21 protein-coding genes and 3 tRNA genes are annotated in these 18507 nt (G+C 66.0%); 13 read left to right on the forward strand and 11 right to left on the reverse strand.

From position 1 onward, the window contains the following. Nucleotides 1-40: 40 nt before the first annotated feature. Nucleotides 41-619, reverse strand: coding sequence for a bacterial proteasome activator family protein (locus tag RDCOP1_RS13825; RefSeq protein WP_072701389.1), 579 nt, complete (start codon nt 617-619; stop codon nt 41-43). A gap of 177 nt (nt 620-796) precedes the next feature. Here RDCOP1_RS13825 and RDCOP1_RS13830 point away from each other — a divergent pair, with 177 nt between their 5' ends. Continuing rightward, a complete protein-coding gene (locus RDCOP1_RS13830; protein WP_072701391.1) occupies nt 797-1996 on the forward strand; it encodes a cysteine desulfurase-like protein in 1200 nt (399 codons plus the stop codon). A gap of 4 nt (nt 1997-2000) precedes the next feature. Here the strand turns inward: RDCOP1_RS13830 and RDCOP1_RS13835 are convergent, their stop codons facing one another. Continuing rightward, nucleotides 2001-2987: an NAD(P)H-quinone oxidoreductase gene (locus RDCOP1_RS13835; RefSeq protein ID WP_072701392.1), complete on the reverse strand. Its 987-nt coding sequence runs from the start codon at nt 2985-2987 to the stop codon at nt 2001-2003. A 107-nt stretch (nt 2988-3094) separates the two neighbouring features. Between RDCOP1_RS13835 and RDCOP1_RS13840 the strand changes: the two genes are divergently transcribed. Both RDCOP1_RS13840 and RDCOP1_RS13845 read left to right on the forward strand, forming a co-directional pair. Next, complete coding sequence (locus RDCOP1_RS13840; RefSeq protein WP_072701394.1) at nt 3095-3565, forward strand: MarR family winged helix-turn-helix transcriptional regulator; 471 nt, start codon at nt 3095-3097, stop codon at nt 3563-3565. A 28-nt stretch (nt 3566-3593) separates the two neighbouring features. After that, nucleotides 3594-3678, forward strand: a tRNA-Ser gene (locus tag RDCOP1_RS13845). Between the two features lie 106 nt (nt 3679-3784). Here RDCOP1_RS13845 and RDCOP1_RS13850 read toward each other — a convergent pair. Then, nucleotides 3785-4198: a flavodoxin domain-containing protein gene (locus RDCOP1_RS13850; protein WP_072701396.1), complete on the reverse strand. Its 414-nt coding sequence runs from the start codon at nt 4196-4198 to the stop codon at nt 3785-3787. Between the two features lie 183 nt (nt 4199-4381). Between RDCOP1_RS13850 and RDCOP1_RS13855 the strand changes: the two genes are divergently transcribed. Then, nucleotides 4382-5350, forward strand: a complete 969-nt coding sequence (locus tag RDCOP1_RS13855; RefSeq protein WP_072701398.1) for an alpha/beta hydrolase — start codon at nt 4382-4384, stop codon at nt 5348-5350. Between the two features lie 9 nt (nt 5351-5359). On the opposite strand, the gene RDCOP1_RS13860 is transcribed toward RDCOP1_RS13855, so the two are convergent. Together RDCOP1_RS13860 and hisC are read right to left on the reverse strand one after the other, a co-directional pair. Beyond that, a complete protein-coding gene (locus RDCOP1_RS13860; protein WP_072701400.1) occupies nt 5360-7045 on the reverse strand; it encodes a bifunctional metallophosphatase/5'-nucleotidase in 1686 nt (561 codons plus the stop codon). Between the two features lie 100 nt (nt 7046-7145). After that, nucleotides 7146-8225, reverse strand: a complete 1080-nt coding sequence (hisC, locus tag RDCOP1_RS13865) for a histidinol-phosphate transaminase (protein ID WP_072701402.1) — start codon at nt 8223-8225, stop codon at nt 7146-7148. Between the two features lie 209 nt (nt 8226-8434). Between hisC and RDCOP1_RS13870 the strand changes: the two genes are divergently transcribed. The 3 genes from RDCOP1_RS13870 to RDCOP1_RS13880 all read left to right on the forward strand — a co-directional run bounded on the left by RDCOP1_RS13870 (nt 8435) and on the right by RDCOP1_RS13880 (nt 9273). After that, nucleotides 8435-8998: a dienelactone hydrolase family protein gene (locus tag RDCOP1_RS13870; protein WP_231922856.1), complete on the forward strand. Its 564-nt coding sequence runs from the start codon at nt 8435-8437 to the stop codon at nt 8996-8998. Between the two features lie 74 nt (nt 8999-9072). Then, a tRNA-Ser gene (locus RDCOP1_RS13875) sits at nt 9073-9164 on the forward strand. A gap of 36 nt (nt 9165-9200) precedes the next feature. Continuing rightward, nucleotides 9201-9273 (forward strand) — tRNA-Arg (locus tag RDCOP1_RS13880). Between the two features lie 301 nt (nt 9274-9574). Here the strand turns inward: RDCOP1_RS13880 and rpmF are convergent. From rpmF to mrf, 3 genes are read right to left on the reverse strand one after another with little or no spacing between them, the layout of a single operon-like run. After that, nucleotides 9575-9748: a 50S ribosomal protein L32 gene (gene rpmF / locus RDCOP1_RS13885; RefSeq protein WP_072701403.1), complete on the reverse strand. Its 174-nt coding sequence runs from the start codon at nt 9746-9748 to the stop codon at nt 9575-9577. Between the two features lie 26 nt (nt 9749-9774). After that, entirely contained in the window at nt 9775-10026 is a 252-nt protein-coding gene (locus RDCOP1_RS13890) for a type B 50S ribosomal protein L31 (protein ID WP_072701405.1), read from the reverse strand. Continuing rightward, a complete protein-coding gene (mrf, locus tag RDCOP1_RS13895) occupies nt 10023-11237 on the reverse strand; it encodes a ribosome hibernation factor-recruiting GTPase MRF (protein WP_084722608.1) in 1215 nt (404 codons plus the stop codon). Before mrf ends, RDCOP1_RS13890 begins: the two co-directional genes overlap by 4 nt. A gap of 109 nt (nt 11238-11346) precedes the next feature. Between mrf and rpmB the strand changes: the two genes are divergently transcribed. The 4 genes from rpmB (at nt 11347) to ykgO (ending at nt 12326) form a co-directional block, all read left to right on the forward strand. Further along, nucleotides 11347-11583 carry a 50S ribosomal protein L28 gene (gene rpmB / locus RDCOP1_RS13900; RefSeq protein ID WP_072701409.1) on the forward strand — a complete coding sequence of 79 codons (237 nt, stop codon included), beginning with the start codon at nt 11347-11349 and terminating at the stop codon, nt 11581-11583. Then, on the forward strand, nt 11583-11747 hold the full coding sequence (gene rpmG, locus RDCOP1_RS13905; RefSeq protein ID WP_072701411.1) for a 50S ribosomal protein L33: 165 nt from the start codon (nt 11583-11585) through the stop codon (nt 11745-11747). The genes rpmB and rpmG overlap by 1 nt, the downstream gene beginning before the upstream one ends. Nucleotides 11748-11749: 2 nt before the next feature. After that, nucleotides 11750-12055: a 30S ribosomal protein S14 gene (gene rpsN / locus RDCOP1_RS13910; protein ID WP_072701413.1), complete on the forward strand. Its 306-nt coding sequence runs from the start codon at nt 11750-11752 to the stop codon at nt 12053-12055. 148 nt (nt 12056-12203) lie between these two features. After that, nucleotides 12204-12326 (forward strand): type B 50S ribosomal protein L36, encoded by a 123-nt coding sequence (gene ykgO / locus RDCOP1_RS13915; protein ID WP_072701415.1) that lies wholly within the window; start codon nt 12204-12206, stop codon nt 12324-12326. A 419-nt stretch (nt 12327-12745) separates the two neighbouring features. Here the strand turns inward: ykgO and RDCOP1_RS13920 are convergent, their stop codons facing one another. Beyond that, nucleotides 12746-13639, reverse strand: a complete 894-nt coding sequence (locus RDCOP1_RS13920) for a TIGR03619 family F420-dependent LLM class oxidoreductase (protein WP_072701417.1) — start codon at nt 13637-13639, stop codon at nt 12746-12748. A 367-nt stretch (nt 13640-14006) separates the two neighbouring features. Between RDCOP1_RS13920 and RDCOP1_RS13925 the strand changes: the two genes are divergently transcribed. After that, complete coding sequence (locus RDCOP1_RS13925) at nt 14007-15239, forward strand: acyl-CoA dehydrogenase family protein (RefSeq protein WP_072701538.1); 1233 nt, start codon at nt 14007-14009, stop codon at nt 15237-15239. Beyond that, nucleotides 15239-16387 (forward strand): acyl-CoA dehydrogenase family protein, encoded by a 1149-nt coding sequence (locus RDCOP1_RS13930; RefSeq protein ID WP_072701419.1) that lies wholly within the window; start codon nt 15239-15241, stop codon nt 16385-16387. Before RDCOP1_RS13925 ends, RDCOP1_RS13930 begins: the two co-directional genes overlap by 1 nt. A 192-nt stretch (nt 16388-16579) precedes the next feature. On the opposite strand, the gene RDCOP1_RS13935 is transcribed toward RDCOP1_RS13930, so the two are convergent. After that, entirely contained in the window at nt 16580-17071 is a 492-nt protein-coding gene (locus tag RDCOP1_RS13935; RefSeq protein ID WP_072701540.1) for a very short patch repair endonuclease, read from the reverse strand. A 22-nt stretch (nt 17072-17093) separates the two neighbouring features. Next, complete coding sequence (locus RDCOP1_RS13940; protein WP_072701421.1) at nt 17094-18239, reverse strand: DNA cytosine methyltransferase; 1146 nt, start codon at nt 18237-18239, stop codon at nt 17094-17096. Nucleotides 18240-18507 lie beyond the last annotated feature (268 nt).

The following is an 18507-nucleotide window of genomic DNA, read 5'->3' on the forward strand; positions in this document are numbered from 1 at the left end:
CTCCAGAGGCTGACACGGGTACCGAGGGTACCCCGCGTGCCTACAGGTATTGCCCGGTGCCGGGGTGCCCGGGGCCCGGACCCGGCTGGTCGCCGCCGCGGGCGACCGCTCCGGCGAGCCCTGGAGGAAGCGCGCCCTGCCGCATCTGCTCGAGTTGTGCGCGGGCTGCCATCTGCTGGGCGAACAACGCCGTCTGGATTCCGTGGAACAACCCCTCCAGCCAACCGACGAGCTGGGCCTGCGCGATCCTGAGTTCCGCATCGGACGGGACCGAGTCGTCGGTGAAGGGCAGCGCGAGGCGCTCGAGTTCGTCCCGCAGTTCCGGCGCGAGCCCCTGTTCGAGTTCACGGATCGAGGACCGATGGATCTCCCGGAGCCGGGTACGGCTCGCGTCGTCGAGCGGCGCGGCCCGGACCTCTTCGAGAAGTTGCTTGATCATCGTGCCGATACGCATGACCTTCGCGGGCTGTTCGACCATGTCGGCGAGGGTTTCGCCACTCCCTTCCTCGCCGTCCTTCGCCGCCTCGGGGTCGGCCCTCTGGGCTTCCAGTCGGGGCACACGGACGGGTTGGCCGTCGGGGCCGATCACAAGAACCTGGTCGCTGTCCGGATTCGTCATGGCTCCATTCTGTCCCCTCGCACCGACGATCGTCACGGCACAATGGTTCTCGCCGGAAATCTCCCGTCCGGTGCCGACACGCGTCGGTGCGTGAGGACCCGATCTCGGGCACCCGGGGGCCGTATGCACCCCGGGCGGCGCCGACGGTGATTGACACAGGGTTTTAGAGTGTCAGCCATGGCTTACGACGTTGCCCGGATCCGGGGGCTCATACCCTCGCTCGGCGACGGTTGGATTCACCTCGACCCGCAGGCGGGAATGCAGATCCCGGATGCGGTCTCGCGCATGGTGTCGACTGCCTTCCGGAATGCTTCGTCTTCGGCCGCCGGACGGCACGCGTCGTCCCGCCGTAGCGCCGGCATCCTCGAGGCCGCGCGCGTCGCCATTGCCGACCTGGTGGGCGGCCACCCCGACGGTGTCGTGCTCGGGCCCAGTCATTCCGTTCTCTTGGCGTGGCTCGCCGAAGCACTCAGTTCCAAGCTCGGCCTCGGTACCGGAATGGTGCTCTCCCGCCTCGACGACGAAGCGAACATCGCGCCGTGGTTGCGTGTCGCGAGCAGGTACGGGGCGCGGGTGCGCTGGGCGGAGATCGAGATCGACACCTGCGATCTGCCGACCTGGCAATACGAGGAACTCATCACGTCGACCACCCGGCTGGTCGCGCTCACCGCGGCGTCGTCGATCGTGGGGTCGGCGCCCGACGTGCGGGTGGTCGCGGATCTCGTCCACGAAGTCGGCGGACTCATGGTTGTCGACGCGGCCGCAGCGGCTCCCTACGCCCACATCGACATGGAAGATCTCGGGGCCGACATCCTCACCGTCGATGCCGCGGCGTGGGGCGGCCCGCAACTCGGTGCCCTCGTCTTCAGGGACCCTTCCCACCTCGATCGCGTGCCCGCGATGTCGCTCGACCCGCATGCCCGTGGTCCCGAGCGGCTCGAGGTCGGCGGGCACCAGTTCGGTCTGCTGGCCGGACTGCCCGCCTCCATCGACTTCCTCGCCTCGCTCGACGACACCGCCTCCGGTAGTCGCCGGAGCCGTCTGGAAACGTCGATCAGCTCGATGCAGGACTATCAGGACGGTCTGTTCGATCGCCTGCTGCGGCAACTCGACAGTCTCACCGGTGTCATGGTGCTGGGCAGGGCGTCGAGCCGGGTGCCCACGCTCAGCTTCACCGTCGAGGGTGTGCCCGCGGAAAAGGTCGCGGCACACCTGGCCGACCGGCGGATCGAGACGATGGCAAGCACTCGCGGCACGAGCCGGCTGCTCGACTCGCTCGGAGTGAGCGACGAAGGCGGGGCCGTCAGCGTCGGCCTTGCGCCCTACACCACCACTTTCGAGATCGACCAGCTCGTCCGCGAGTTGCGCAACCTCTGACGAGTCAGCTTCGTCCGACCCGTAGTACCACCTTGCCGACGGTGTCGGGCCCGTCGAGCATCTCGTGCGCTCGCGCCGCCTCCGTGATGGGAAGTTCCGCGTGCACCACCGGCTGCACCTTCGCCTCTTCGATCAGCGGCCACAGGTGTTCGCGGACCGACGCGACGATTGCGCTCTTGCCCGACTTTCCTGTGTCCGGCCGACCGCGCAGACCCGTTGCGATCACGTGCCCGCGCTTGGCGAGAAGCTTGGCGAAGTTCATCTCGCCCTTGGTGCCGCCCTGCATACCGATCACGACGAGCCGACCGTCGGGTGCGAGCACATCGATGTTGCGGGACAGGTACGCGGCGCCCATGTTGTCGAGCACCACGTCCGCACCACCGAACGCGTTGCGCACCTCGGTGACGAAATCCTGGCTGCGATAGTCGATCGCAAGATCCGCGCCGAGTTCCCGGCACCGGTCGAGCTTCCCTGCCGACGCGGTGACCGCGACCTTTGCGCCGAGCGCCTTACCGACCTGGATCGCGTGGGTGCCGATACCTCCGCCGCCCCCGTGGACGAGCAGCACGTCACCGCGTTGAAGTCCCGCCGTCATCACCACGTTCGACCACACGGTGCAGGCGATCTCCGGGAGAGACGCCGCCACAGCGATATCGATTCCGGCCGGCACCGGCAGAAGCTGGGCCGCCGAGACGACGACCTGTTCGGCGTAACCGCCTCCGGACAGGAGCGCGCATACGTGGTCGCCGATGTTCCAGCCGCTCACGCCCTCACCGAGTTCTGCGATCACACCCGAGCATTCGAGCCCGAGGATTTCGCTGGCGCCGGGAGGCGGCGGGTAGAGACCACGACGTTGCAGAAGGTCGGCGCGATTGACTGCGGTCGCTGCGACATCGAGGAGGACCTGGCCGGGGCCGAGCGTGGGGTCGGGATATTCGGTCCACCGGAGAACCTCGGGACCACCGGGTTCGGTAACGACGATTGCGTGCATGACCCCGACGCTAGCGTGTACGCACCGCGGGTGGTCATTCCCTCTCCGCGTGCCCGTCGCGTCGCGCGGCGAACCCTGCGACCGGGCTGCGCGATTAGACTTTCCGCGTGACGAGCGAACAGGACGAGCCGGACTGGTTGACCGCGGAAGAGCAGACCGCCTGGCGCAACTACATGGACGGCAACGCCCGCCTGATGGATGTGCTCAACCGAAATCTGCAGGAGCGACACGGATTGTCGTTGGCGGAGTACCGCATCCTGGTCCTGCTTTCCGAGGCGCCGGACGGCTCGCTCCGCATGAGCGAACTCGCCGACGGTGTCCTCTCGTCGCGTAGCCGCCTGACGCATCAGATCCGCCGCATGGAGGAGCAGAAGCTGGTCGTGCGCGGGTCGTGCCCCGACGACGGTCGTGGTGTGCTGGCCTCCGTCACCGATGAAGGGCGCCGACGGCTCGCCGAAGCCGCTCCCACCCATGTCCGCGATGTGCGCTGTAATCTCATCGGCCTGCTCTCCAAGAGCCAGGTCAAGGCACTCGCGCAGATCTTCGGCCGGATCGACGAAGCCCTCGCCGACCACTAGCCCCCGCGATGCGGTTAGGATTTGCGACGGAAGCGTGGCAGAGCGGCCGAATGCACTCGCCTTGAAAGCGAGCTTGGGTAAAACCAACGGGGGTTCAAATCCCTCCGCTTCCGCCGGACGAGCCCCTCACCTGCGACTACAGGTGGGGGGCTCGTTGTATCTCGGTCGTCGGACGGTGTGGGCCGCCTGCACGGGCGGACGGAGTATCGACCGCGCGTATCAGCTGTTTCCCTCGAGTTCGTCCGCGATGAACGACGTCCAGGCCATGACCTCGTCGGGATCAGGACTCGGAAAGTATTTGTGATCGCGCGCGGCGAGAGCCGCCAGGAGTTCGGGCACTTCCACCTCGCCGCGGATGGCGCTGTTCTCCTCCACCGGCGCGGAGAACAACCACACCTGCTGCTGAGTCAGCGCGTCCGCGTAGCGCCGGCACAGTTCGCCGGCTTCGGCCGGCCACTTACCGCTCTCCGCTCCGCTCCCGATGATGACGGCCTCGAACTCCACCACGCGGTCGAGATCGCCCACCTCGCCCAGCGTGACCTCGATATCGCGTCTGCCCAGCGACTCTGCGATCACCTCCGCGACCTGATGAGTCACTCCTCGGTTGCTCCCGGCTACGACGAGTACGGTCATGCTTTCGGGGTTTCCCCGTGGACGAACCGGGGAAACATGAATGCAACAGCCGTACGGCTGCGGCTGCCCCCGGGACGTGTCACGATCCCCGTGGAAGGGGCTTGGGCAGCTCCCAGTCGGGTTGGCCGCTACCTGCGTCCGGGCTGGGGTCAAGATCCGTATCGTCGGGGGACGGGGAGTTCGATGCTGAAAAGAATCACCACTGCATTCGGTGTGGTTTTGCTGTCGACGTTGGGATTTCCGTCGTATGCAGCTGCCCAGCCGGCGGCCGTCGCAGCGATCGAACAGATAGCACCGGTAGGCGACCGGCGGACGGACGTCGAGGTGTTCTCGCCCGCCATGCAGCGCGTCGTCCGGGTGCAGGTGCTCCATCCTGTGAGCGACGGGCCCCGTCCGACGTTGTACCTGCTCGACGGGGTCAGCGCGGGCGAGGAGTCGGAGTTCCGCGAAAGCACGTGGACTCAGCGCACCGACATCGAGGAGTTCTTCGCAGACAAGAACGTCAATGTCGTGCTGCCGGTCGGTGGCACCGCGAGTTATTACACGGATTGGCGGACTGCGGACCCGGTACTCGGTATCAACCGCTGGGAGACCTTCCTGACGGAAGAACTGCCCCCGATCATCGACGAACGGTTCCACGGCAACGGAGTAAACGCGATCGCCGGATTATCGATGGGGGCAACCGGCGCGATGAACCTGATCACGCGGCACCCCGACCTGTATCGAGGCGTTGCGGCACTGAGCGGATGCTTCGACACCTCACGCGAGTCGTCTCGCGATTCGGTGCGTGGAACCGTGGCCTACAAGGGTGGGAATCCGGACAACATGTGGGGACCACCCGGTGACCCGGTCTGGGAGGAACACGATTCGTATCTCCTTGCCGAGCGGCTGAGGGGCAAAGAGGTTTTCCTGAGTACCGGAAACGGTCTCGTCGGACCGAACGACCTCGGATTCGGTGAAGATCTGCTGTCCGGCGGGACGCCGCTCGAGTTCGGAACACTGGCGTGCACGATCACTTTCGATCGTCGCCTGCGGCAATTGGATATCCCGGCGGACGTCGTCTATCGGCCCTGGGGCACGCACTCGTGGGAGTACTGGCAGAACGACATAAAGACGGCGTGGCCGACGCTGAAAAACGCTCTCCGGCTGTAGAAATCGATATCAGTGCATGTGAATGCGGTCTGTCGAGGGAGGGGCGACCGGGTCCTGGGTCGCGAAGTATGCGTTGAGGGCATCGAGTTCCTCACCCGCGCCGGTTCGATGTCGCGCCTGGGTGAAGACGTCGAAGCCGTCTCCACCTTCGGCGAGGAAATCGTTGACCACGACGCGGTAGTGCTGATCGGGATCGATTTCCTCACCGTCGATTGTGATGTCGCGGATGCGTTCGCCTCGTGGAGCGATGCGGTCGAGGGTGTATCGAAAGTTGTATGACGGCGCGAGGATCCATTCGAGGGGTGCTCCGGTCGCCGTCGTCTGGAATTGCTGTTCGAGAAGTTCGTCCAGCTGTGCGCCGGTGAGTTCGAGGACCTGGAGGCGGTTACCGAACGGTTGTGCTGCGTAAGTTTGTCCGTATGTGACCATTCCGTTCTCGCCGCACATGAGGTCGCTGCGAAGACCGCCCGGATTGGTCAGGGCGACTTGCGCTCCCGCCGAACGGGCCGCTGCGAGCTGAGCATCGGCGACGAGATTTCCCAGTGCGGATTCGCCGCTGGGCCCGGGTTCACGCGTGATGTCGTCCGCTGCAGACCCGACGCGGCGTCCGGCGACCTCATCGGACAGCTCGACCGCGCGTGCGACGAACTCCTGGGTTTCCGGATCCGGCTCGATGTCGTGGGTGATGACCTGGGTGAAGGTGACGGTGTGATCCCGCTGCACGTCGCGGGTCTCGCGATCGATCATCAGATCCGCGACGGAGATGATGCGTCCGTGGGAGGCGCCCTGCACGACCGCGCGTGGCCGGCCGAGAGGATCGGGATAAGTGCAGTTGAAATGCTTGTCGCCGTCGGACGTGACGATCAGGTCGACCTTCGGGGAGACGGTGGTGGCGACGACGTTCGCGGGGCCGTCGGCCGGATTGCACGGGTTGCTCTCTCCGCCGGTACCGATGTCACCTTTGTAGAGCAGCACGATCGCGCGGACCCCGAGCGAATCGAGAATGTCGGCGGTCCGATCGACGGCCTCGATCTCGTCGCCGAAATTCAGGCCCGCGATGGCATCGGATCGGATGAACTCCGGTGTGTTGCTGGGTAGTACGCCGATGACGCCTACCGGGATGCCGTCGGCGTAGTTCACGCTGAACGGGAGCGCGGCGGGCGCTCCGTCGGCTCTGGTGAGGTTCGCGGCGAGGAGAGGGAATCGGGCTCCCTCGAACGTCTCGCTGTACCGGCATCCTTCGTCGGGGTGGCATCCGCCGTCCCGCAATCGTTGGAGCTCCTCGTAACCGTTGTCGAGTTCGTGGTTGCCGAGAGCGGCTGCGGTGACATCGAGATTGTTGAGCAGTTCGATGGTGGGTTCGTCGTGGAACATCGCGGATTCGAGCGGCGACGAACCCCAGGTGTCGCCCACCGCATACAGCATCGAGTGCTCTGCTTGGCCGCGCAGCTGGCGCACGTAGGCCGCAAGATGGGCTACCCCACCTGCGGCGACTGACGCGCCGTCCGACCGGACCACCTCGCTGCGTGACCCCTGCGGGGGTAGGAGATTGCCGTGGAGATCTCCGAATGCGATCATGCGCACGGGCACCGTGTTCTGGGACGCGGCACCGGCGGGCGTAACGGCGGTGCCCGCACATAGGGCTGCAGTGAGAGCGCATGCGGACAGGGCACGTCGTGCCTTGTCTCCGATCATGCAGCAGCCTCCGGGGTCGGGTTCGTACCAATCGCCCGAGTGTGTCAGCGCAGGGTCACGTCACCGATACCTGGGGATAACGGTTGGGTCTCGTCACAGATCACGCGATGCCTGCGAGCGCGCGGCCGGGTCCCGTCGCGAATGCGAGGAAGCGGTCGTTCTCGTGCGGGTCGCCGATCGTCACGCGCGTGCCGTCGCCGGTGAAGTTCCGCAGGATCACGCCTGCCTCGGCCGCTGCCTCCGCGAACGGCGCAGACCGGTCGCCGAGAGGCAACCAGAGGAAATTCGCGCCGCTCCCGGGTACGTCGTAGCCGGCTTCGAGCAACGCGTCGCGCACACGGTGCCGCTCGGCGACGACACTCTCGGTGCGCGCCAGCAGTTCATCGGCGGCCGCGAGGGACGCAACCGCCGCTTTCTGCGCGATCGTGTTGACCGAGAACGGGGTGTGCACCTTGCTCAGAGCCGTGGTGAGTTCGGGAGCGGCGACCGCGTACCCGACCCGGAGACCCGCGAGTCCGTAGGCCTTGGAGAACGTGCGCAGCACGACCACGTTGTCGCGGTTCTTCGCCAGTTCGAGACCGTCCGCGACGTCGACGTTCGAAGTGGGCCGAACGTACTCGAAATACGCCTCGTCGAGCGCGACGACGACATCCGCCGGAACCGCGTCGAGGAACTCTTCCAGCTCGGTTCTGCCGATCAGGGATCCGGTCGGGTTGTTGGGATTACAGACGAAGATCAGACGCGTGCGGTCCGTGATCGCCGCGAGCATCGCTTTCAGGTCGTGTCCGTGCTCGGGGGTGTTCGCCACGGGTACGGCCGTCGCTGCCGCGACGGCCACGACCACCGGGTACGCCTCGAACGATCGCCACGGGAAGATCACCTCGTCGCCGGGCTCGCAGGTGATCTGAACGAGCTCCTGACACAAGCTCACCGACCCGCATCCCACCGCGATGTTCTCCGCGGGGACCTGCAGGCGCTCCGACAGCGTCGCGATCAGCTCCACCGCGCCGTTGTCCGGATACCTGTTCACGTCCAGCGCGGATTCGAGGATTGCCTCGCGCACGGAGGGCAACGGACCGGATGTCGTCTCGTTGCTGGCGAGCTTCACAGCGCCGGGAAACGTGCGTCCGGGAACGTAGGCCGGGATCGAGGCGAGATCGGGTCGGGTCCGAGGGGTCACCAGCCGATTATGCTCCCGACGATTGCGTGCGGGTACCCGGTGGGCGTGTCATCGTGGACAGCATGCCGGAAATCAGCAACGATGCTGCGCCGCAAAGCGGTGGTACAGGGGATGTACCACTGACGGTGATTCGTCCGGATTCGAGGCCGCGCGGCAGCATCGTGGTATTGCACCGTTCGGAGCGGCTTCCACCGACTCTGCTCCGATTCATGGAGAGCCTCGCCGACGACAGCTGGCTCGTCGTCGCACCCGAGCCCACGCGGGATGCTCCCGAGGCGGCGAGCCCCGAGCCTTTCGGAGAGCTGTTCTACGCGAACGCCGACGCGACGTTCGAGTGGATCAGGGAGCAGGGGATCGCCCCCGACATGATCGGTGTGCTCGGATTCGACGACGCGGGCACCGCTGCGCTCTACGTCGCCACGGAACGGGTCGTCGGCGCGGTGGTGAGCGTGGGGTCACGCGGCATCGTGCGACCGGTGAAGGAGGGTGCCCGGCCTCTGGTCGACGTTGTGAGGTCGCTGCGGGCGCCGTGGCTCGGCCTGTACGGCGACGACGATCCCGAGACGCCGCCGGCCGAGGTCGATGCTCTGCGCGAAGCGGCGGGGCGGTCGGACGCCCCGGCGCTTGTGGTCAGCTACGAAGGGCTCGCGCACCGGCCCGACGAACCGCCGATCGAAACCGACTCGGTCGATCCGGAGACGGACACCTCCGAAGCGGCGATCCTCGACGCGCGTCGCCGCATCTTCGACTGGTTCGACACTCACCTGCGCTGACCAGCCGTTTTGCGTTTCAGGCCGGACCATGTGTAATCTTTCGTCCCGGCGGTTCGAGAGCTTCGAATCCCCGAGGAGGCGTGCCAGAGCGGCCGAATGGGACTCACTGCTAATGAGTTGTCCCCCTTACCGGGGACCGGAGGTTCAAATCCTCTCGCCTCCGCCAGTTGGTGTACCGTCACTGACGACAATTGAATAACTTGCGCCCGTAGCTCAACGGATAGAGCATCTGACTACGGATCAGAAGGTTAGGGGTTCGAATCCCTTCGGGCGCACTCTGAAAAGCCCCTCATCAGCAGCAATGCTGACGAGGGGCTTTCTCGTGTCGTGATAAGGAGTGCCGACGACACGGCTGTCGCGGCAGCCCGCCGCCGTCGGAATTTTTGCCTGGCAACTGCGTTCCGGAGATCGTGACTGTTGCGGACGGTGACGCGCCGGTGCATCTGCTCGTTCCCGACCTTCGGGCCGGCCGCCGGGTCGCGGGTCTGCCGCTCAGCTGACCGGCAGATCGAACCGATCCGGTCACCGGGAACGGGACCCGGCCCGATCGACTACCGGGCGCACCGCCCGTTCAGGTCAGAGCTCCCGGGGGTCGAGCAAGCCCGCGTGCACCGCCTTCACCAGGCGCCGTGGGACCCGGTGGACGGCGCCGTCGACGGTTACCGGGACGAGGGCGGGGACGGCCGCGGTCCACTGGGAGCGCCGGGAGCGGGTGTTGGCGCGGGAGGTGCGGCGTTTGGGTACAGCCATGACAAGTTCCTTTCGAAGAGACGGAATCAGGGACGGCGGCGGCCGTACTTGCGTTCGAATTTTTCGACGCGGCCGGCGGTGTCGAGTGTCCGGGCCGTTCCGGTCCAGAACGGGTGCGAGGCGCTGGTGACGTCCGCGATGATCAGCGGGTAGGTATTCCCGTCGGACCATTCGATCGTCCGATCGGATCGGGCGGTGGAGCGGGTGAGAAATGCGGTTCCGGTGTTGGCGTCCTGAAACACGACAGGGTGGTACTCGGGGTGGATTCCGGGTTTCATCGGCGTTGCTCTCCTTCGGTCAGTGACGTTTCCGGTTCGGTGTGAGTCGTTGGTTCACAAGGGTCTTCGTGATATTCGCCGAATGGGTCGGGCCAGCTCGCCCACAGGTGGGGCTGGGAGAATTCGGTGTCGGTGAGCAATGCCCACTGCAGCGCGGTGCGGATCGCGTCGGGATCGGCGTCGTGGGTGAGGATCGCCAGTGAGGTGTCGCGGTCGCCGTAGTTCTCGTCCCAGCGCAGTGCCGCCAGGACTTGCCGTTCGGGACTTGTCTTGTCGAGTTGTTCCGGTGTCATGGCGGCGAGCCACGGCCCGGCGTGCGCCGCGCGAAGTCCGCTCCCGGCGGACTCGAGGAGCAGGGCGTTGTCGGGTTGCGTGGCGACCCAGGCCCGGCCGCGGACGCGGACCACGCCGTCGAGCAGGACGTCGATTGCCTCGTGGAGTCGTCCGGGATGGAAGGGACGACGGGCGGAGAATTCGAACAGCTCGATCCCGCAGTCCTCCCCGAGCGGTGGCTGGCCGCGCAGCAGGGGGGAGTGCGCGTCGGAGACCGCTCCACGCCGTGCGGTCGGCGGGATGCGCCGGAGCAGGTTCTCCACATCGCCGTGCTCGCCCCAGATCACGGGCGCATCGGGGGCGAGCCGCGACAGGACCGCGTGCAGCCGTGCCTGGTGCCATCCGTCGGCTCCCGGCCGGACGACGAGGGCGTCGGCGAACTCGACCTGACCGACGACGACCTGCGCGGTGGTGCGGTCGTCGTCGAGTTCGTCGTCTCCGGTGGCGTCGGCGAGCCAGGTGTCGGCGTCGACGCAGGTCACCGTGGCATCGATGCGCACATCGTGGGCGGCCGGCGCGTCGACTCGGCCGACGATGTCTGCGACCACGAGGTGTTCGATCGCCCAGCACAGTGCTTCGGGTTCGATCAGGGGATCGAGCAGCAGCACGATGCGGTCGACGTTGCTGCGGTCGTGCAGGCGACGCAGCAGCGGCAGCAGGTCTTCGCGCAGCGTGCAGGAGACGCAGCCGTGCGTGAGTTCGAGGATTTCTTCGCGTTCGTCGTCGGCCGTGGTCAGGGTGCGGCGCACGATGCCTTCGTGGAGGTCGGCCAGGTTGTGTCGTACGACGATCGTGCCGGGTCGCAACAGGGAGTGTGCGGTCTGCTCGGTCGGTCCGCGCCACCCGGCGACGAGGATCAGCGGTGTCCGGCTCGTCACGGGAATCCTTTCGATAATGATTGTCATTTGCTTTTGGTGAGCGTACAGTCCCGGTCGACGCTTGTCGAAAACGATTGTCGCTAACGCTGATGGCGACGGAGAGGACACCGTGTCGGCGCACTGCCAAGTCACCGGGCGTATACCCGCATTCGGAAAAACCGTGTCTCATTCCCACGTCCGCACCACCCGGCGCTGGAACCCCAACATCCAGCGCAAGACATACTTCGTGCCCTCCGAGAGGCGACGGGTCACCCTGACCGTCTCGGCGAAGGGCATCAAGACCATCGACCGGGACGGCATCGATGCCGTCGTCGCCCGACTGCGCGCCCGAGGGGAGAAGATCTGATGGCCCGCAACGAGATCCGTCCGATCGCGAAATTGCGCTCGACCGCCGGAACCGGCACCACGTACGTCACCCGCAAGAACCGCCGCAACGATCCCGACCGCCTCGTGCTGCGCAAGTACGACCCCGTGCTGCGCCGGCACGTCGAGTTCCGCGAGGAGAAATAGCCGTGGCGAAAAAATCGAAGATCGCCCGCAACGAGCAGCGCCGGCTGGTCGTGGCCCGCTACGCTGACCGGCGCGCCGAGCTCAAAGAGATCGTGCGACGGCCGGCGAGCACCCCCGAGGAACGAGCTGCCGCCCAGGCCTCCTTGCAGCGCCTGCCCCGCGACGCCAGCCCGGTGCGAGTGCGCAACCGCGACGCCGCGGACGGGCGCCCCCGCGGCCACCTCCGCAAGTTCGGCCTTTCGCGGGTGCGGGTGCGTGAACTGGCGCACCGGGGCGATCTGCCCGGCGTGCGCAAGTCGAGCTGGTAACCCGCTCGACGATGGCACCCGAACGAGGACCTGAAAGGAAGACGCAGGCGACCGTACACCGGCACCCACCGCTGAGTACCTCGAAGACACCACGCCGACGAGGGCACACCTGCCCCGTAGGCAGTATTCCCCGGCCAGGAGGCACGACATGAAAGTCCGCGCATCACTGAAGTCCCTGAAGAACCAACCCGGTTCCCAGGTCGTCCGCCGCCGCGGGCGGGTGTATGTGATCAACAAGCACAATCCGCGGTTCAAAGCCCGCCAGCGCTGACGGCCTATCCCACGCACGTCGGCCCGGTCGACAGTGCGATGTCCCGAATGCCCCTGTGAGGTACCCGGTGACCGGGACCGGCGCCGGCGCCGTGGACAAAGTGACGTCGGACCGCCGCGGTACATACGTCAGCGCGCTACGGATCCGCCGGGCACAGCGCCCACACCGGTGCACGGTGGTCTCGACGAAGACGATCAACGCCGTGACCCCGACCAGGGCCACGGCGTGAGCAGCGAGCATCACGGGCTGGTAGGCGCTATCGATTGCTACTACTCGGCGTCCATCGGAATCGATCGGAAAATGACGTGACTCATAACGGAAGGTCAGGGGTTCGAATCCCTTCGGGCGCACTCACGAAACGACCTCGCCGGAAGCTCGGCGAGGTCGTTTCGCATAGAGGCGCTGTCACACCGGCTTCGTCACACCAGCTTCGCGATGATGTCCTCCGCGAAACGCTCGATGGGCTCGCGATACCGCTCCGCAGTTCCGAGCAGGTGGTCGTGGTCGCCGGAGTGGGTAGCTTCCCAGTTCGCCCACGGCGAGCACATCACGCCGGTGATGCCGATCTTCTCGGCGCGCTTGTACAACTCGGTGGACGGCTGGTCGCGTAGACCGACGATGATGTCGAACGGCTGATTCTCACGTCCGAATTCGCGGCGGTAGCCGTTGATCCGCTCGATCCATTTCTCCGCGTCGTCGATGGTGTAGGCGGTGCCGACCCACCCGTCGCAGTAGCGGGCCGCACGCTTGAGGGCGGCGGGGGATTCTCCTCCGCACAGGATCGGCACGGGAGACGGCGGATGCGGCTCGATCGTCATCTCGGGGATGTCGTAGTAGTCGCCCTTGAAGGAGACCCATCCGCCCTTCCACAGTTCGCGCAGTGCCAGGATCATCTCGTTGAGGCGTGGCCCGCGGTTGTCGAAGTCCTGGCCCAGCAACTCGAATTCCTCGCGCATCCAACCGGCGGAGAGGCCGATGGAGACGCGGCCGTGTGAGATCGCGGCGGCGGTGCCCACCTGCTTGACGACCTCGAGGATGGGCCGCGACGGGGCGATGTAGACGTTGTTCCCGAAGTGCAGGTTCTCCGTGACCGCTGCCATCGCACCGATGAGCACCCACGCGTCGGGCCAGTCGGTTTCGGGGTGCCAGAACATCTTTCCGCTCTCGTGCCCCGGATAGACGGTCTTCATCTCTTTCGGATAGATCAGGTGGTCCGAGACGAGTACGCCGTGGAATCCCGCCTGATCGAGCATGGTCGCTACGGCCGGCATCTCGGTCGTTTTCATGAATGCGGTTCCGGTCCAGAACTTCAACGGGCTACCTCCGTGTACCGGGGTCGTGTGAGAGACATGGGTATCCAATCCGAGAGTGATCTTGTCGATTATCCAGAAGCTTGTTCTACAGCATGTTGTGACGACAGTCACCAATGGTCGTGAGGGCTATCTTCCCCTGTCACACACGAGTGAATGCGACGTCTCACCACCTTTTGTCGGAGTCGCCCCGTCGCCTGCTTCCGTCCGATTCGGGCGTAAACGCCGATCAAGCCGGTAGTGCCGGGTAAATGAGATCTATTGACGAGCTTGGCCGTACGACAGTAGATTCCGCACCAGTGCCCAGAAGTTAACGATGATTCGCACGATCTACCGAGAATTGGTGGTCGCGCGCTGCGGGGGAGAAGACATGGAACTTGCGTGGTCCGACGCCGACGCCGCCTTCCGAGACGAGGTGCGCGCGTTTCTCGACGAGAAACTCACCCCGGAACTGAGACGTGCCGGCCGACTCGCCACCAGCGTCTATTCCGACCACAAGGCGAGCATGGAATGGCAGCGGATCCTCCACGAGCGAGGCTGGGCTGCACCGGCGTGGCCGGTGGAGTACGGAGGATGCGACTGGACACAGACGCAGCACTACATCTTCGGCCGCGAATCGATCCTCGCAGGCGCACCGTCGTTGTCGCCCATGGGCATCAGGATGGTCGCGCATGCGATCGTCGCCTACGGCACCCAGGAACAGAAGGATTTCTTCCTGCCGGGCATCCTTACGGGTGATGTCTTCTTCTGCCAGGGCTACTCGGAACCCGAATCCGGTTCCGATCTCGCCTCGCTCAGCATGAGTGCTGTCGACGACGGCTACGACCTCGTCGTGACCGGCAGCAAGATCTGGACCACCCATGCAACCGAGGCGAACTGGATGTTCGCGCTCGTGCGCACCTCCAAGACCGGGCGGAAGCAGCAGGGCATCACTTTCCTGCTCATCGACATGACCTCACCCGGCATCGAAATCCGCCCCCTCGTGATGACCTCCGGCGAAGAGGTGCAGAACCAGGTCTTCTTCGACGGTGTCCGGGTGCCGAAGAAGAACGTCCTCGGCGAAATCGACCAGGGCTGGACGGTCGCGAAATACCTGCTCGTGTTCGAGCGCGGCGGAGCTGCTGCTGCGCCCGCCCTCCAGGTATTGGCTGAGCGAATCGCGGTTGCCGCGGCGGGACAACCCGGCCCCGACGGCCGCCCGCTCGTCGACGATCCCGCATTCGCCGCAAAGCTTGCGGATGCTCGCATCCGCACCGATGTGCTGGAAATCCTCGAATACCGCACCCTCGCAGAATTGTCCGCGGGCAAGGACCCGGGCCCGGCGTCGTCCATGCTCAAGGTGCTCGGCACCGAGCTGAGCCAGACGCTCACACAACTGACGCTCGAAGCCGCCGGACCGCGGGGCCGCGTGTACCAGCCGCACGTGACCGCACCCGGTGGCCCCGTCGCCGACTACGAGCCCCCCGCAGACGGTTACGTCAGCGGTGAGGAATGGCAGGCGGTGGCGCCGCTGCGCTACTTCAACGACCGTGCCGGATCTATCTACGCCGGCAGCAACGAGATTCAGCGAAACATTCTCGCCAAAGCAGCATTGGGGCTCTGATGGACTTCGGTTTGAGCAAAGAACAAGAACTCCTTCGTGATTCGATCACCAAGTTTCTTGCGAGCCGGTACGACCTTGCCCGGAGCCGAAAGGCAGTGACCACGGGCGAGGGCTGGCAACCGGATGTGTGGCGCGCCTTCGCCCGGGAACTCGGGATCCTCGGCGCCACTCTTCCCGAAGACGTCGGGGGCATGAGCGGAGGCCCGGTCGAACTGATGGTCGTGGCCGAAGCACTCGGGCACGCCCTCGTCGTGGAGCCCTTCGTGGACACGGTGGTTCTCGGTGGCGGCATGCTCGAACGTGCCGGCGGGTCCCGCGCTCAGGGCGTCCTCGAATCGATCGCATCCGGTGACGCCGTCACGGCATTCGCGGCGACCGAACCGACGAGCGGCTACGCCTTCCACGATGTGATGACCACCGCGCGCCGTGACGGCGACGAATGGGTCGTCGACGGTGCCAAGATCGTCGTCACGAGTGCGCCGCTCGCGACCCACCTGCTGGTGACGGCCCGCACCTCCGGTGACCGGCGCGACACCGAGGGGGTGTCGTTGTTCCTGGTCGAGTTCGATCCTGCGAACCCGCCGGCCGGAGTGGAGATGCACTCGTATCGCACGATCGACGATCGACGCGCGGCAGATCTGGCCTTCACGGGCCTGCGCCTCCCCGCGGACGCTCTGCTCGGCGACGAAGGTGGTGCGTGGCCGTCCGTGTCGCGCGCTGTCGAAGAAGCGACCACCGCGGTGGCGGCAGAAGCAGTGGGTCTGATGCGAAAGGTTCTCGCCGACACTGTCGAGTACACGAAACAACGACAGCAGTTCGGCCAGCCGATCGGCAGTTTCCAGGTGCTGCAGCACCGCATGGTCGACATGTACATGGAACTCGAGCAGGCCGTCTCCGCCGTATACCTGGCGGTCATGCATCTCGACGCGGACGGCCCGGCCCGCGCCCGGGCCGTGTCGGCCGCGAAGGCGACCATCAGTCGCGCGGCACGTTTCATCGGCCAGAATGCTGTCCAGTTGCACGGCGGGATGGGGATGACCGAGGAGCTGGCTGTCGGGCACTACTTCAAGCGGCTGACGACAATCGAGTACGAGTTCGGTACGGCCGACCACCACGTCGCGCGGTACGCAGAACTCACCAGGGCCTGACGCGGACGAGGCGCCGAGGGAGCGTCAGAGCAGCAGCCACCATATCGCCGCGATCACGGCCATGGAGGCAACGAGAATCAGGTCCGACTTGCTGGTCATCGAGTCGTCGAGCAGCGGTCGGGCGTGTGTTTTCTGCTGGAACATGTCTCCAGTGAAGCGCAGCAGCTCCGCTCGCCGCATCGGCAGAATTGCTCAATCGGTATCGGAGTCCTCCTCGGAGACGTCCGGCGGGGAGTCCTCGGCGGGTGGTGCGACCGGCGCGAGCGCATCCGCGACCTGCGTTGCCGCCGTCATCGGATCCTCGTGTTCCCAGATCCGGACGACCGTCCACCCCGCTGCGGCCAGACGGGAATCGGTGTCGCGGTCGCGCTCGACGTTGCGGGCAAGCTTGTCGGCCCACCACCGGGCATTGTTCTTCGGATCGGTCGCGTGCAGCGGGCATCGGTGCCAGAAGCAACCGTCCACATACACCGCGACCCGGCGCCGGGGAAAGACCAGGTCGGCGCGTCTGCGCACCCCCGGAAGCGGCGCCCGGTCGACGTAGAAGCGCAGACCGCGACGATGGAGTTCCCGACGCAAGGCGACTTCCGGAGCGGTGTCCCGCCGACGTTGACGGCTCATCCGTGCGCTGGTGCGCGCGTCTGTCTGCGGTCGTGCGGGCCGCGGCTGATCGGACGGATGCATCTCCACTCCTGTGCCCTTCCCGTTATGCCGCAGCCTGTGGGAAGCCGCCCATGCGGTCCAGGTGGTTCTCGACGTCGTCGAGAAAGCCGGGGACGAACCGCAGGTTGCCCGACCGAGCGCGCCGGAGAAAGCCGGCGGTCGCGCGCGCGGACAGCAACCGCGCGTCGTCGAGGAATCCGCCGAGGTCCTCGTAGGGCTCGTGGACGGGCCACTGCGATTCGTGAACGCGGAACGCTTTGCGGTGGGCACCCCAGGCGGCGGTCGGCCAGGCGTCGCCGGGTTCGAGAGGTGTCTCGTGATCGGAGGTGTAGTCGATCTGATGGCTCAGCCGGTGTCCCACCCAGGTCGCCATCCGGACGCTGACCGCATTGCCGACCAGTCGCCAGCGGTGTCCGGTGCGCACACCCACTGCCTGGGTGGCGGGTGCGGTCCAGTCGGGATCGAATCCCTGGAGCCGTTCGGCGTCTGTCAGTCCCGGCGTCACGATCTCGCCGGACGGCAAGCGCACGGCCGGCGGACTGGCGATACCGAGGGTGGAACCGCCCTTGAGGGTCGGCACGGCGTTGACTGCCCAGCCAAGTCCGCGCACACCTTCGGTCCAGTAGAAACCGCACGGGTGCAGGTCCGGATTGCCGTCGACCGGCAGGCCCGCGTCCTGCCCGAACAGGACAGCACGGGGATCGTCGGTACGGGAGGCAACCATGAGGACGCGGTTCCTGCGCTGCGGAAGACCGAACGCCCGGGCGTCGACGACCCGGTAGGCCCAGGCGTATCCGAGGTCTTCGAGAGCATCGGTGATGTGGCGCATCGCGGCGCCGCGACCGAGCTGGAGCATGAACGGAACATTTTCGATGACCAGCCATCGGGGGCCGTTCTTCCGCCGAACCAGACGGAACACCTCGTCGACGAGGCTCGACTTGGTTCCGGTGATGCCGGCGGTGCGGCCTGCCTGCGACAGATCCTGACAAGGGAAACCGGCCGCTACGAGTTCTGTTCCTTGCGGCAGTGAGCGCAGCTGGGTCACGTCGGGGTGGAGGGGAACATCGGGGAACCGGGCACGCAGCACCGCTTGCGCGCCGGGGTCGACTTCACAGAGGAGTTCGGTGTTCCACCCGTTCTCCCCGAGCCCCAGCTCGAGACCGCCGATTCCGGCGAACAGCCCCACCATGTTCCCCGACGACGTCACGGCACCCTTCCTCGCTCAACTCAGCGAGAACGTTACTCGAGTAGTACGACGATCTGTGAGCCGACGCAGGAACACGCGTGGAGCTCGGTCTATGTATCTCGGTCTATGTATCTCGGCCTATCTATACAGACAGCTCCTCAGGGGACGAGCCGGCGATGCCAGGCGCATGCAGGCACCCCTTTCTCTGCGTAGACGGGTGCCGTCGCCTCCGAAGTTGCACGATATCGGCCGGTCCTTCGCCAGAAACCAG

It is taken from the genome of Rhodococcus coprophilus NBRC 100603 (assembly GCF_001895045.1).
In the GTDB taxonomy this organism is placed as follows: domain Bacteria; phylum Actinomycetota; class Actinomycetes; order Mycobacteriales; family Mycobacteriaceae; genus Rhodococcus; species Rhodococcus coprophilus.

Bases quoted from the DNA above. Each gene is read 5' to 3' on its own strand.
- RDCOP1_RS13825 (WP_072701389.1), bottom strand. From the start codon at position 619: ATGACGAATCCGGACAGCGACCAGGTTCTTGTGATCGGCCCCGACGGC.
- RDCOP1_RS13830 (WP_072701391.1), top strand. From the start codon at position 797: ATGGCTTACGACGTTGCCCGGATCCGGGGGCTCATACCCTCGCTCGGC.
- RDCOP1_RS13835 (WP_072701392.1), bottom strand. From the start codon at position 2,987: ATGCACGCAATCGTCGTTACCGAACCCGGTGGTCCCGAGGTTCTCCGG.
- RDCOP1_RS13850 (WP_072701396.1), bottom strand. From the start codon at position 4,198: ATGACCGTACTCGTCGTAGCCGGGAGCAACCGAGGAGTGACTCATCAG.
- RDCOP1_RS13855 (WP_072701398.1), top strand. From the start codon at position 4,382: ATGCTGAAAAGAATCACCACTGCATTCGGTGTGGTTTTGCTGTCGACG.
- RDCOP1_RS13860 (WP_072701400.1), bottom strand. From the start codon at position 7,045: ATGATCGGAGACAAGGCACGACGTGCCCTGTCCGCATGCGCTCTCACT.
- RDCOP1_RS13870 (WP_231922856.1), top strand. From the start codon at position 8,435: ATGGAGAGCCTCGCCGACGACAGCTGGCTCGTCGTCGCACCCGAGCCC.
- rpmF (WP_072701403.1), bottom strand. From the start codon at position 9,748: ATGGCTGTACCCAAACGCCGCACCTCCCGCGCCAACACCCGCTCCCGG.
- RDCOP1_RS13890 (WP_072701405.1), bottom strand. From the start codon at position 10,026: ATGAAACCCGGAATCCACCCCGAGTACCACCCTGTCGTGTTTCAGGAC.
- rpmG (WP_072701411.1), top strand. From the start codon at position 11,583: ATGGCCCGCAACGAGATCCGTCCGATCGCGAAATTGCGCTCGACCGCC.
- ykgO (WP_072701415.1), top strand. From the start codon at position 12,204: ATGAAAGTCCGCGCATCACTGAAGTCCCTGAAGAACCAACCCGGTTCC.
- RDCOP1_RS13925 (WP_072701538.1), top strand. From the start codon at position 14,007: ATGGAACTTGCGTGGTCCGACGCCGACGCCGCCTTCCGAGACGAGGTG.
- RDCOP1_RS13930 (WP_072701419.1), top strand. From the start codon at position 15,239: ATGGACTTCGGTTTGAGCAAAGAACAAGAACTCCTTCGTGATTCGATC.
- RDCOP1_RS13935 (WP_072701540.1), bottom strand. From the start codon at position 17,071: ATGCATCCGTCCGATCAGCCGCGGCCCGCACGACCGCAGACAGACGCG.
- RDCOP1_RS13940 (WP_072701421.1), bottom strand. From the start codon at position 18,239: ATGGTGGGGCTGTTCGCCGGAATCGGCGGTCTCGAGCTGGGGCTCGGG.